The organism is Denitromonas halophila (genome assembly GCF_007625155.1).
Lineage (GTDB): Bacteria > Pseudomonadota > Gammaproteobacteria > Burkholderiales > Rhodocyclaceae > Nitrogeniibacter > Nitrogeniibacter halophilus.
On record NZ_VMNK01000011.1, the window covers coordinates 91,297 to 104,790 of the forward strand.

At 62.8% G+C, this 13,494-nt stretch carries 10 protein-coding genes; 8 read left to right on the forward strand and 2 right to left on the reverse strand.

The genetic code is table 11. From position 1 onward, the window contains the following. Positions 1-11 precede the first annotated feature (11 nt). The 4 genes from nuoL to FHP91_RS12590 all read left to right on the forward strand — a co-directional run bounded on the left by nuoL (position 12) and on the right by FHP91_RS12590 (position 5,751). Positions 12-2,036 (forward strand): NADH-quinone oxidoreductase subunit L, encoded by a 2,025-nt coding sequence (gene nuoL, locus FHP91_RS12575; RefSeq protein WP_144309923.1) that lies wholly within the window; start codon positions 12-14, stop codon positions 2,034-2,036. Positions 2,037-2,105: 69 nt separating this feature from the next. Beyond that, positions 2,106-3,584 (forward strand): NADH-quinone oxidoreductase subunit M, encoded by a 1,479-nt coding sequence (locus tag FHP91_RS12580; RefSeq protein WP_144309924.1) that lies wholly within the window; start codon positions 2,106-2,108, stop codon positions 3,582-3,584. A gap of 37 nt (positions 3,585-3,621) precedes the next feature. Then, a complete protein-coding gene (nuoN, locus tag FHP91_RS12585; protein WP_144309925.1) occupies positions 3,622-5,115 on the forward strand; it encodes an NADH-quinone oxidoreductase subunit NuoN in 1,494 nt (497 codons plus the stop codon). 84 nt (positions 5,116-5,199) lie between these two features. After that, positions 5,200-5,751: an NUDIX domain-containing protein gene (locus tag FHP91_RS12590; protein WP_144309926.1), complete on the forward strand. Its 552-nt coding sequence runs from the start codon at positions 5,200-5,202 to the stop codon at positions 5,749-5,751. A gap of 170 nt (positions 5,752-5,921) precedes the next feature. Here the strand turns inward: FHP91_RS12590 and FHP91_RS12595 are convergent, their stop codons facing one another. Both FHP91_RS12595 and FHP91_RS12600 read right to left on the reverse strand, forming a co-directional pair. Continuing rightward, entirely contained in the window at positions 5,922-6,917 is a 996-nt protein-coding gene (locus FHP91_RS12595; protein WP_222105194.1) for a formylglycine-generating enzyme family protein, read from the reverse strand. 295 nt (positions 6,918-7,212) lie between these two features. Continuing rightward, positions 7,213-8,202 (reverse strand): DMT family transporter, encoded by a 990-nt coding sequence (locus tag FHP91_RS12600; protein WP_144309927.1) that lies wholly within the window; start codon positions 8,200-8,202, stop codon positions 7,213-7,215. 99 nt (positions 8,203-8,301) lie between these two features. Here FHP91_RS12600 and FHP91_RS12605 point away from each other — a divergent pair, with 99 nt between their 5' ends. From FHP91_RS12605 to FHP91_RS12620, 4 genes are all read left to right on the forward strand, one after another. Then, positions 8,302-9,246: a LysR family transcriptional regulator gene (locus FHP91_RS12605; protein WP_144309928.1), complete on the forward strand. Its 945-nt coding sequence runs from the start codon at positions 8,302-8,304 to the stop codon at positions 9,244-9,246. Between the two features lie 272 nt (positions 9,247-9,518). Next, a complete protein-coding gene (locus tag FHP91_RS12610; protein ID WP_144309929.1) occupies positions 9,519-9,731 on the forward strand; it encodes a helix-turn-helix domain-containing protein in 213 nt (70 codons plus the stop codon). Further along, on the forward strand, positions 9,728-11,854 hold the full coding sequence (locus FHP91_RS12615) for a type I restriction-modification system subunit M (RefSeq protein WP_144309930.1): 2,127 nt from the start codon (positions 9,728-9,730) through the stop codon (positions 11,852-11,854). The genes FHP91_RS12610 and FHP91_RS12615 overlap by 4 nt, the downstream gene beginning before the upstream one ends. Further along, the gene (locus tag FHP91_RS12620; protein WP_144309931.1) at positions 11,851-13,317 is read left to right on the forward strand and encodes an ATP-binding protein; all 1,467 of its coding nucleotides are present in this window, start codon (positions 11,851-11,853) and stop codon (positions 13,315-13,317) included. The genes FHP91_RS12615 and FHP91_RS12620 overlap by 4 nt, the downstream gene beginning before the upstream one ends. Positions 13,318-13,494 lie beyond the last annotated feature (177 nt).

Consider the following 13,494-nt stretch of genomic DNA (forward strand, 5'->3'; position numbering starts at 1 on the left):
GAAGCGTCTCGATGTCCGAAATGCAAAATCTCTATTTGGTCGTACCGCTGGCTCCGCTTGCGGGGGCGATTCTCGCCGGCTTGTTTGGCAAGGCGATTGGTCGCACCGGCGCGCATGTTGCGACGATTCTCGGTGTGGCCGTCGCATTGTTTGCTTCGATCCTGATCTATCAGGACGTGCAGGCGGGCAACACCTTCAACGGCACGGTCTACACGTGGGCGACCAGTGGCAACCTGAGCCTGGAGGTCGGCTTTCTGATCGACGAGCTCACGGTGATGATGATGCTCGTGGTGACCTTCGTGTCGCTGATGGTGCACCTCTACACCATCGGCTACATGCAGGAAGATCCGGGCTATCAGCGCTTCTTCAGCTACATCTCCTTGTTCACCTTCTCCATGCTGATGTTGGTGATGTCGAACAACTTCCTCCAGTTGTTCTTCGGCTGGGAAGCGGTGGGTCTGGTGTCCTACCTCCTGATCGGCTTCTGGTACACCCGGCCGACTGCGATTTTTGCCAACATGAAGGCCTTTCTGGTCAACCGGGTGGGTGACTTTGGCTTCCTGCTGGGTATTGGCCTGGTCGCCGCGCACACGGGCAGCCTGGACTACGCCGAAGTGTTCGCGCAGGCCGATGCGCTGTCCGCCAAGACCATCGAGCTGTTCCCTGGCGCGCCCTGGTTGCTGATCAGCGTGATCTGTATCTGCCTGTTCATTGGCGCGATGGGCAAGTCGGCGCAGGTGCCGCTGCACGTCTGGCTGCCAGACTCGATGGAAGGCCCGACCCCGATTTCCGCCCTGATCCATGCGGCCACCATGGTGACCGCCGGCATCTTCATGGTCGCGCGCATGTCGCCGCTGTTCGAACTGTCTGAGACCGCGCTGTCCTTCGTCATCGTGATCGGTGCGACCACGGCCTTGTTCATGGGCTTTCTCGGTATTGTTCAGAACGACATCAAGCGGGTTGTCGCTTACTCGACACTGTCGCAGCTGGGCTACATGACGGTTGCGCTCGGCGTGTCAGCCTATTCGGCGGCGGTCTTCCACCTGATGACGCACGCGTTCTTCAAGGCGCTGCTGTTCCTGGGTGCCGGCTCGGTGATTATCGGCATGCATCACGACCAGGACATGCGCAATATGGGCGGTCTGTGGAAGTACATGAAGATCACCTGGTTCACCTCGCTGGTGGGCTCGCTGGCACTGATTGGCTTCCCCTTCCTGTCCGGCTTCTTCTCGAAGGATTCGATCATCGAGGCGGTGCATTTCTCGACGATTCCTGGCGCAGGCTATGCCTACTTCTGCGTGATCGTCGGTGTCTTTGTGACCGCGTTCTACTCCTTCCGCATGTACTTCCTGGTCTTCCATGGCAAGGAACGTTTCGGTCAGGCGCATCACGATCACCATGGCGACCATGACGACGAGGAACCGTCCGACGATCACCATCACGGCCTCGCGCCGGGTCAGAAGCCGCACGAATCGCCGTGGGTGGTCACCGTACCGCTGATCCTGCTGGCCATTCCGTCGGTGCTGATCGGTTTCTTCACCATCGAGCCGATGCTCTTCGGTGACTGGTTCAAGCGCGCCATCCACGTGACGGCATCGCACGACACCATCGGCCAGTTTGCCGAGCACTTCCATGGCGCTGCCGCCATGGCCATGCACGGATTCACGACCTTGCCGTTCTTCCTGGCGATGGCCGGCGTGGTGCTTGCCTGGTTCTTCTATCTCGTGAAACCGGAAATTCCGGCAGCGATCATGCGGACCTTCAAGCCGCTGCATACGCTGCTCGACAACAAGTACTACTTCGATAAATTCAACGAAGTCGTTTTTGCGGGTGGTTCGCGTCTGCTTGGGCAAGGTCTCTGGAAGGGCGGTGATCAGGGCGTGATTGATGGCCTGATCGTCAATGGCACGGCTCGGACGATCAGCCTGGTCGCGCAAGCGAGTCGCTTGTTGCAGTCGGGTCACATCTACATGTACGCCTTCTCGATGATCATCGGTTTGTGCGTCTTGCTGTCGCTGTGGTTCAGCGTTGTTTGATCACGCCATGCCATACACGGTTACAACGAAAGAAATGCGTCGAGCTGACGCCTTGAACGGATAGTTACGATGACGGGTATGCCTCTTCTCAGTCTCGCGATCTGGGTGCCGATCGTCGGCGGCCTGCTGGTGCTTGCCACAGGTTCCGACCGAAACGCCCCCATGGCGCGATCTATGGCCTTGCTCACTTCGGTGATCGGCTTCCTCGTGACGATTCCGCTGTTCACTGGCTTCGACAACAGCACCAGCGCCATGCAGTTCGTGGAACTGGCCCGCTGGATTCCCGCCTTCAACGTCCATTACTACCTCGGGGTGGACGGCTTGTCGGTGCTTTTCGTCTTGCTCAACAGCTTCGTCACCATCCTGGTGGTGGTTGCCGGCTGGGAAGTGATCAAGACCAAGGTCGCTCAGTACATGGCTGCCTTCCTGATCATGTCCGGCCTGCTCAACGGCATTTTCTCGTCGCTCGACGGGCTGCTGTTCTATGTGTTCTTCGAGGCCTCGCTGATCCCGCTGTACCTGATCATCGGCGTGTGGGGCGGTGCAAACCGCGTGTATGCCGCGTTCAAGTTCTTCCTCTACACCCTGGCCGGTTCGCTGCTGATGCTGGTGGCGCTGATCTACCTGTTCATGCAGAGCGGCAGCTTCAGCATTCTCGACTGGCACGAGCTGCCGATCGCCATGGGCGCGCAGAACCTGCTGTTCTGGGCCTTCCTGATCGCCTTCGCCGTCAAGGTGCCGATGTGGCCGGTGCATACCTGGTTGCCCGACGCTCACGTCGAGGCGCCGACCGGAGGCTCGGTGGTGCTGGCTGCCATCGCGCTCAAGCTCGGCGCCTACGGCTTCCTGCGCTTTACCTTGCCCATCGTGCCGGATGCCTCGCAAGCCATGGCGCCGATGATGATTGTGCTGTCGCTGATTGCAGTGGTGTATATCGGCTTTGTCGCGCTGGTTCAGGCGGACATGAAGAAGCTGGTGGCGTATTCGTCCATCGCTCACATGGGCTTCGTCACACTCGGTTTCTTCATCTTCAATCCGCTGGGCGTCGAAGGTGCGCTGGTACAGATGATCTCGCACGGCTTTGTGTCCGGCGCGATGTTCCTGTGCATCGGGGTGCTCTACGACCGCATGCATTCGCGTCAGATTGCCGACTACGGTGGCGTGGTCAACACCATGCCAAAATTCGCCGCATTCTTCATGTTGTTCGCCATGGCCAATGCGGGCCTGCCGGGCACCAGCGGTTTCGTGGGTGAATTCATGGTGGTGCTGGGCGCAGTGCAGTACAGCTTCTGGGTGGCTTTTGCTGCTGCGACAACCTTGATTTTGGGTGCCGCTTACACCTTGTGGATGTATAAGCGCGTGGTTTTTGGTGCCATTGGCAACGACAAGGTGGCCAAGCTTGAGGACATCAATGGGCGCGAGTTTGCGTTCCTGGCCGTTCTCGCCGCTTGTACCCTGATCATGGGTATCTATCCGCTGCCGGTGACCGAGGTGATGCACGCTTCGGTAAACGAACTCTTGCAGCACGTTGCAACGAGCAAGCTTTGAGCATCCAGCTGAACAAATTTACGGGATTGGTCCGACGATGAACTTTGTAGTCCCTGACTTCGCCCCCGCCGTCACAGAGCTGTTCGTGGCCGGCATGTCGCTGGTGATCTTGCTGCTGACCGTGTTCATGCGCGAATCTGCGCGCAACATCGGTTATGTACTGACGCAATTGACCCTGATCGTAGCCGCGCTACTCACCATTTTCACCATGGACGGGCAGGTGCGCGTCACCCTCAGCGACATGTATGTCGATGACTTGATGGGGGATGTGCTCAAGATCCTGATCTGCTTCTCGGTGATCACGGCGCTGATCTATGGCCGGGGCTATGCGGCTGACCGCGGTTTTGATCGGCCGGAATATCATTTGCTTGCCTTGTTCTCAACGCTGGGCATGATGGTGATGGTTACCGCCAATCACTTCCTGTCGCTGTATATCGGCCTCGAAATGCTGTCGCTGTCGCTCTACGGCCTGGTGGCTTTTGATCGCGACTCGGCGCGCTCGACCGAAGCGGCCATGAAGTACTTCATCCTCGGCGCGCTGGCCTCCGGCCTGCTGCTCTACGGCATGTCGATGGTGTATGGCGCCACCGGCAATCTGTCGCTGTCTGGTGTGGCCCAAGCCATCTACAACCAGGCAGCCGTGTATGACGGCGTCTCGAGCAAGACCGTGCTGATGTTCGGCCTGGTGTTCATCGTTGCCGGCCTGGCCTTCAAGCTCGGCGTCGTGCCCTTCCACATGTGGGTGCCCGACGTCTATCACGGCGCGCCGACCTCGGTCACCCTGATGATCGGTACCGCGCCCAAGCTGGCCGCTTTCGCCATGGCCATGCGCCTGCTGGTGGGGGGCTTGTTCGACCTGGCCGAGCACTGGCAGACCATGCTCATGCTGATGGCCGTCGGCTCACTGGTGCTGGGTAACATCGCCGCCATCGCGCAGACCAACCTAAAACGCATGCTGGCCTACTCGGGTATTTCCCACATGGGCTTCCTGCTGCTGGGCCTGCTCTCGGGCGTGGTCGAGGGCGACCGCTTCAACGCGCTCAACGCCTACACCTCGAGCATGTTCTACGCGATCGCCTATGTGGTGATGAGCCTGGCTTCCTTCGGCATCATCATCCTGCTGTCGCGCTCGGGCTTCGAAGCCGAGAACATCGATGACCTCAAGGGCCTGAACAAGCGCAGCTCGTGGTTCGCCGCGATGATGATGATCATCATGTTCTCCATGGCCGGTATCCCGTTCTTCATTGGCTTCTTCGCCAAGCTGTCGGTGCTGCAGTCGCTCGTCGCCGCTGACATGGTGTGGCTGGCCGTGCTGGCGGTGATGATGTCGCTGGTCGGCGCCTTCTACTACCTGCGCGTGGTCAAGGTGATGTACTTCGACGAGCCCGTCGATACCGCGCCGATTCACGCCGCCTCCGACATCCGCGTGCTGCTGTCGGCCAACTGCCTGGCCATCGCCTTCCTTGGCCTGCTGCCGCAGCAACTGATCGATCTGTGCCAGCTGGCACTGGTGGCAAGCTTCCAGGGCTGACCGCCAACGTAATGAGACATCAACCGCACGGTCCGCAAGGGCCGTGCGGTTTTTATTTGGACGCCTGTCTTCCGGGAGGTTTGGATGCTCATCCAGAATCAGGACAGCCTGACTGAAACTCAGCTCGACACCGAGCGCGTGTTCGACGGCATACTGCTCAAGGTCGAACGCGACCATGTGCGCCTGCCCGACGGCAAGACCGCGGTGCGCGAATACATCCGCCACCCCGGTGCGGTCGTCGTCATCGCCACGCTGCCCGATGGCCGGCTGATCCTCGAACGCCAGTTCCGCTACCCCCTGCGCCGCAGCTTCATCGAGCTACCCGCCGGCAAGATCGACCCGGGTGAAGACATCGAAGCCTGCGCCCGCCGCGAGCTGCGCGAGGAGGTCGGCTACGAGGCCGCGCGCTGGACGCATCTGGGCACGCTGCACCCCTGCATCGGCTACTCCGACGAGCGGATCGAGGTTTTCCTGGCGGAGGATCTCACCCATGTCGGCCACCAGTGGGATGAAGGCGAGTTCCTCGAAGTGCTCTCACTGAGCCCGGCCGAGCTGGACGCCGCCGTGGCCAGCGGCGACGTCACCGACGGCAAGACGCTCTCCGCGCTATACATCGCCCGCGCGCGGGGCATCTAGTGTTGTCGCTACTGCTGTAGGGCGGGTTTCAACCCGCCACGGTCGGCTGAAGCCGACCCCATTCGGCAGGGAGACTTCGCCAGCACGGCAGCAGGCCGGGCAGGGCGCGCAGCCACGACGGTTTGCAGCGGATGACTGGCGCGGCTAAGCCGCATCGTCAGCCGAACTGATCAGTCCGCTTCCATGACCAGGCGGATGCCCACCAAGGTGTAGCGCGTGACCGGCGTGTTCCAGTTTCGATAGGCACAGCGCGCATACAGCGGCCAGGTGTGCCACGACCCGCCCCGGCGCACCTTCACCCGGCCCGCGTCCGGCCCCTGCGGATCATCCTGCGGCGAGTGGGCATAGTAGGTGGCGCCATGCCAGTCAGCCGTCCATTCCCACACGTTGCCGTGCATGTCGTGCAGGCCAAAGGCGTTGGGGGCAAATTGGCCCACCGGCGCGGTAAACGCAAACCCATCGGCGGTCGGCAGCGCGAAGGCTTGCCAGTCGGGCCAGTTTGCCGCCGCGTCGGTGTCAAATACATTGGCCACCGCGCTCAGCGAAGCCGGCGCATCACCACTGTGATACTGCGTGCTCGTGCCGGCGCGGCAGGCGTATTCCCATTCCGCCTCCGTCGGCAGGCGGTAGCGGCGCCCCTCGGTGGCACTCAGCCAGCGGGCCAGTGCCACGGCGTCGTGCCAGGTCACATTCACCACCGGGTGAGCGTCGCTCTGCGCAAAGCCCGGGTTTTGCCACGAATAGCGCGGGTGCCGGCCCTCGAAAGCGTCCCCCCGTTTGGTGGTGGCGGGATCATAGGCGGCGTTGTAGCCATAGCCGCCGGTGCCGTCGACGATCGACTCGGGCACATGGGCCGAGGCCTCGACGAACTGGCGGAACTGGCCGACCGTCACCTCGTGTTTCGCCATGTAGAACGGCCGCGTGATGCGCACCCGATGCGCCGGGGTTTCGTCGGCAAGGTCTGCCAGTCGGCGCGGTTCATAAGCCGGGTAGAGCGCGCTCATGGTCTCGATGGAGGCCGCATTGCCCATGGTGAATTCGCCCGCCGGCAGCAGCACCATCTGCATCCCAAGGCTGTTGGTGGTTGCCGTGGGCGTGCTCGCGCAGCCGGCCAGCGCGATGCAGGCCATTGCGGTGAACCCGTGTGTCATGGTGCTGCCGTTCATGATGCTCCCTGTTGCGCCGCCTGCCGCAGCGCGTGCCGTGTCCGGCAGGCGCACGCCTCACCCTTGAGGCACGCCACGTCGGTGTTGTGAGCGCGCAGCATGCCATGCGGCGCCACTGCTTGGGGGCAAATCAAGCATCACACCCCGGGCGGCAGGTTCCGCCCACCAGTTGCAGCGCCCGACCCACCCCCGAAGCCGCGGCAACGACACTCAAAGCGCCGCCCCCGCGGCCAGTGGAATCGGGCAGACCGCCAAACATCACGCTCAATAGGTGCGCACCCACCGACCCGACGCGCTACACCTCGTTTCGCACCCGACGTCGCCCCGGCGCTCGGATGACGCTCACCCAACGCCTCAAGCCCGATGTAGCCCGGGCAAGCGCAGCGCCCCCGGGGCCGCCGTGGCCAACGGGCACCGACACCCAAAGCGCCGCTCCCGCAATCATCACGCCACCCAACCAGCCGCTCGCCCCCAGCGGCTCGCCGAGCCAGAGCACGGCAAACATCGCCCCCCACAGTGGCTCGCTGCCCAGCAGTAGCGCCACCTGGGTCGGGCTGCTTTGCGCCAGCGCGCGATTCATGGCCCAGAACGCAAACAGCGTGCACGCCAGCGTGAGGTACATCAGTGCCGCCCAGAACGCGCCGACCGTGGGCAGCGCCGGCACGCCGCCGGTGAATACCAGCACCACCAACGCACCGCTGCCCACCATCAAACCCTGCGCTGCCGTGAGCCCCAGGTGGTCCACCGCCTTGCCGCGCAGCAGGCGGGTGGTCAGGCAGCCCTGAAAGGCGCGCAGCAACGCGGCCAGCAACATGAGGGCGTCACCGCCATTGAGCCCCCCGGCCGCCACATCGGTGAGCAGCCAGGTGCCCAGCAGCGAGACGCCCGCAGCCAGCCACAGCCGCGCGGCCGGCCGGCGACCAAACCACACCCATTCCACCGGCGGCGTCAGCAGCAGGCACAGGCTGATCAGAAACGCCGCGTTCCCCGCGCTGGTGTGCGCGACGCCCGCCGTCTCGGCAAACAAGATGGCCAACAGGCCGAGGCTGGTCGGCGCCGCCACCGCCAGCGTCTGCTGCCGCTGCGCCGCCGTCAGGCGCAACCAGTACGGCGCCAGCACCAGCGCGGTGAGCAGAAAACGGATGGCGATCACCCCCGCCACCGGATACCACGCAAGCGCGGTTTTCACCACGCTGTAGCTGCTGCCCCAGATGGCGGCGGTGAGCAGCAGCAAGACGGCGGGTGGCAGCTGGGGCAGGGCAGTGGCGGCGGGCAGGCGGATCATCGTTTCGGCTCACTCAGTGTGGTTGCATCGACTGGCAAGCAGTATGAAACTAGGCGATTGAAGCGATAATCCGTCAGTCAAGCAAAGGATTTGTGCGTAGTGAGAACAAATGAACTCCTCCCCCTGCTGTCCGACCTCGCCGCGCTGGTGAGCGTGACCGAAGCCGGCTCCTTCAGCGCCGCCGCCCGCGCGCAGGGCACCACGCCGTCGGCCGTCAGCCGCCAGATCGCTCGACTCGAAGCCGCGCTTGGCCTCACCGTGCTCGAACGCAGCACCCGCCGCCTGCGCCTCACCGCTGGCGGGCAGGAAGTGCTGCGCCACGCCCGCGCCATGCTCGACGCCACGCACGCCGCCTGCGACGGCGCCGCCAGCCACGCCAGCAATGTCGAAGGCCGCGTCCGCATCGCAGCCCCCAAAGCCGCGCTGCGCCAGCTTATCCACCCCCAACTGCCGGCCCTGCTCGACGCCTACCCCCGGCTCGACCTCGAACTGATGATGAGCGACCAGGCCGTGGACCTCATCGCCGAAGGCGTCGACATCGCCCTGCAATTCGGCGACCCGCCGCCGGGCTTCGTCGCCCGCCCCTTCATGGAAGTGCGCACGCTGCTCTACGCCAGCCCCGCCTACCTCGTGCGCGAAGGCACCCCGCAACACCCCGCCGACCTCGCCCGGCACAGCTGCCTGCACCTGGCCGAACTACCCGGCGACGACGAATGGTGCCTGGTGCGCGGCGCCGAACGCAGCGTGGTGCACGTGCGCGGCCGCTACGCCAGCAACCACAGCGAAATCCGGCGCGACGCCGCCGAAGCCGGCTACGGCATCGCCTGCCTGCCCGACTTCACCACCCGCCAGCAACTCGCCAGCGGCACGCTGGTGCCCGTGCTCCCCGGCTGGCAACTGCTCGGCCGCTACCAGGGCAGCACCTGGCTCATCTACCACGCCGACCGCTACCGTGCGCCGAGAGTGCGGGTGGTGGTGGATTTCATGTTGGGGATTGCGGATCGGTTGGGGAAGGGGGTAGTCGGAATGCCGGCGGGAAAATGAAGGTGTTTGTGAGGCGCGTTTGTCGCCTCATCGGCCTTAGCGGCCGGTCGGTCTTCCGTGAGTGAACGGCTGCTTCGGAATTCACGTCCCAAGTTCTCAGCGCCCCCACTGACGCGACCCTTGCGGCACAGACCGATTGCATTTAAATGGCCCACCAACGGGTCCTGAGTATTGCGCTGATGCAGACGTAATTCATGCTCTTGTAGTTAACGCTATCTAAGGTTATCGTTCGTTATCAATTTCTGACTAACTTTCTCCCCTATCGTGAGGCCATGGACGCACTCGATAAATGGCTGACCATTGACGAGTTGGCCAGCTACATCAAGCTGAGCCGCACCAAGCTCTACGGCATGGCTCAGCGCGGCGAGATCCCCGCCTCCAAGATAGGCAGCCAGTGGCGTTTCGACCGTGAGGCGATCGATCGCTGGATGAAGGCGCATACCAACGCAAGCAGCGGCTCCGACAAGAAAGACATGACAAAATGAACGGCGAAACCCACAGCCAACTGGCCAGCTTCATCTGGTCCATCTGCAACCTGCTGCGCGGCCCCTACAAGCGCAACGAGTACCGCAAGGTCATCCTTCCGCTGACTGTGCTGCGCCGCTTCGAGTGTCTGTTGGCGCCGACGCGCCACGCCGCGTTTGAAGCGTTTCAATCGCTCAAGACCAAGCCCGAGCGTGTCCAGCAGGCACGGTTGCAGCAGATCACCGGCCACCGGTTCTACAACCTGTCGCGAATGCAGCTCACCCTGCCGGGTGAGAAGAATCATTCATTGCTGGACGACCCCAACAACCTCGCACCGAACCTGAACAGCTACATCAACGGCTTCTCCCTCAACGTTCGCGCCATCATGGAAAAGTTCAAGTTCAGCGAGCAGATCGCACACATGGGGGAGAAGAACATCCTGTTCGAGGTGGTCAAGGCCTTTGCCAAAATCGATCTTTCCCCCCAACGGGTGGATCAGATACAGATGGGCTATGTGTTCGAGGAACTCATCCGCATTGGGGCGGAACAGTCGAACGAAGAGGCCGGGGAGCACTTCACGCCGCGCGAGGTCATCAAGCTGATGGTCAACCTGTTGCTGGCGCCCGAACAGGATCTTGCCAAGAGCCACGTGGTCAAGACCATCTACGATCCGGCCTGCGGCACCGGCGGCATGCTCTCGGTCGCCGAGGAATACATCCGTCATCTCAACAGTGAGGCAAAACCCAAGCTCTTCGGTCAGGACTGGAACGACGAGGCCTGGGCGGTGTGCAAATCGGACATGCTCATCAAGGGGGAGGATGCCGACAACATCATTCTCGGCGACACCTTCACTCGCGACGGCTTCGACCGTGATCCCGACGGCAACAAGTGGACCTTCGACTACATGCTGGCTAACCCCCCCTTCGGCGTGGAGTGGAAGCAGCAGCAGAAATACATCAACCATGAGGCAGACACCCTGGGCTACGCCGGGCGCTTCGGCGCCGGCACGCCGCGCATCAACGATGGGGCATTGCTGTTCCTGCAGCACATGATCTCGAAGATGCGCTCGGTCGATAAGGACGGCAGCCGCATCGGCATCGTCTTCAACGGCTCGCCGCTCTTCACCGGCGACGCCGGCAGCGGCGAGAGCGAGATTCGCCGCTGGATCATCGAAAACGACTGGCTGGAGGCGATCGTCGCTCTGCCCGAACAGCTCTTCTACAACACCGGCATCGCCACCTACGTCTGGGTCATCACCAACCGCAAGGCCCGGGCGCGCAAGGGCAGGGTTCAGTTGATCGACGCCCGCAACTTCTGGGTGCCGATGGAAAAGTCGCTCGGCAACAAGCGCCGCCGCATCGGCGACCCGCAGGACAAGGCCAGAGACCCGGACCATATCGCCGAAATCACCCGCATCTACGAGAGCTTCCAGGACGGCGAAACGCGCAGCTTCAGCCTCGACGGCAAGGAGAAAGAGCTGATCGTCAGCAAGGTGTTCGACAACGACGACTTCGGCTACCACAAGATCACCGTCGAACGCCCGCTGCGCCTCAACTTCAAGGCGACGGCCGAGCGCATTGCCCGCCTGGAGGAACAAACCGCCTTCAAGAATATCACCTCCAGCAACAAGAAGAATGAGACCATCCGCCAGCAGGAAATCGCGGCCGGCCGCGCGCGCCAGCAGGAGATCCGCGATCTGCTTGCCGCCTTTGCCGAACGGCACGGCGAAGCCCTGTTCAAGGACCGCAAACGGTTCCTGCTCGCCTTGCGCGACATCGACCGCGCCCACGGGGTGAAACTCTCCGCGCCCGAACTGAAGGCGGTGCTCGCCGCCATGAGCGAGCGAGATGAAACGGCCGAAATCTGCCGCGACAAGAAGGGCGAGCCGGAACCGGACACCGACCTGCGCGACACCGAAACCATACCGCTCAAGGAGAGCATCGAAGCGTACTTCCAGCGCGAAGTGCTGCCCCACGTGCCCGACGCCTGGATCGACCACAGCAAGACCAAGGTCGGCTACGAAATCCCCATGAACCGCCACTTCTACCGCTATGAACCACCGCGCGAGCTGGCCGAGATCGAGGCCGAAATCAAAGTGCTGGAAGGCGAAATCCTCGACCTGCTCAGGGAGGTCACTGCGTGAGCATCGACCGGCCGGAGAGCGATCTTCTCGGCATACTGACCGAGCTGCGCAAACTGCCTAGCGAGACCGAGTGGGTGGAGTTCAAGCACAACAACGCCGACCCGGACGAGATCGGCGAATACCTTTCCGCCCTCGCCAACGCCGCCGCCTTGACCGGCAAGGTCCACGCCTGGCTCGTCTGGGGCTTGGACAATGACTCCCACGCCATCATCGGCACCACGTTCAACCCGGCAGCCGCCCGCGTCGGCAACGAAGAACTGGAAAGCTGGCTGCTGCGTCTGCTCTCGCCCAAGATCAACTTCCGCTTCTACGCCCTTCAGGCAGAGGACAAACCGGTCGTTCTGTTGGAAATCGGTGCTGCCTTCCGCCACCCGGTGCAGTTCAAGGGCACGGAGTACATCCGCATCGGTTCCTACAAGAAGAAGCTGAAGGATTTCCCGGAAAAGGAGCGCGAGTTGTGGCGGGTCTTCGACCGCATCCCCTTTGAAAAAGAGATCGCCGCCGAAAACGTTGCCGCCGAGGAGGTACTCAGGCTGCTCGAGTACCCGGCCTATTTCGACCTGCTCTCGCTGCCGCTGCCCGAAGGCCGGGACGGCATCCTGGCCGCCCTGGCTGCAGACGACATGATCGCCCCCGGCAAGGGCGGCAAGTGGAGCATCACCAACCTGGGCGCCGTGCTGTTCGCCAAACGCCTGGCCAATTTCCGCATCCTCACCCGCAAGGCGGTGCGAGTGGTGCTCTACAAGGGCGAGAGCCGGGTGGAAACCGTGCGCGAGCAGGAGGGCGGCAAGGGCTACGCCGCTGGTTTCGAGGGGCTGATCGGATTTGTCACCAATCTGCTGCCCAGCAACGAAGTGATCGGCCAGGCCCTGCGCAAGCAGGTGCCCATGTTCCCGGAACTGGCCATCCGCGAGCTGGTGGCCAACGCCATCATCCACCAGGACTTTCATCTCACCGGCACCGGCCCCATGGTGGAGATCTTTTCCGATCGCATGGAGATCACCAACCCCGGCCTGCCGCTGGTGCAGACCGATCGCTTTCTCGACAGTCCGCCCCGCTCCCGCAACGAGGCTCTGGCCTCCTTCATGCGCCGCGTCGGCGTCTGCGAGGAGCGCGGCAGCGGCGTGGACAAGGTGGTCTTCCAGACCGAGTTCTACCAGCTTCCCGCGCCGTTGTTCGAAACCAGCAACGAACACACCCGCGCCGTCCTCTTCGCTCACCGCGAATTCAAGGAGATGGACAAGGGCGACCGCATCCGTGCCTGCTACCTGCACGCCTGCCTGCGCTACGTGCAGCGCGACTACATGACCAACACCACCCTGCGGGAGCGCTTCGGCATCGACGAGAAGAACAGCTCCATGGTCTCCCGCATCATCAAGGATGCCATCGAGGCCGGCCTGATCCGCTGCCATGACGAGACCGTCGGCAGCCGGGCCAGGAAGTACCTGCCGAGGTGGGCATGATGGAGATCCGGCCATTGCTTGACCGTTGTTTGACTGGAGGGCCGGTTTTCGGGTCGCCCTCCCTCCATCCCTTTGCATTTCAACACGTTGCGGCCAGCGTGTTGCGTGACCGTTGCTTGACTGGACACTCCCGCCAAGGTGGATTCGGGGGCTTGAGCCATACGAGTACAGCTCTGG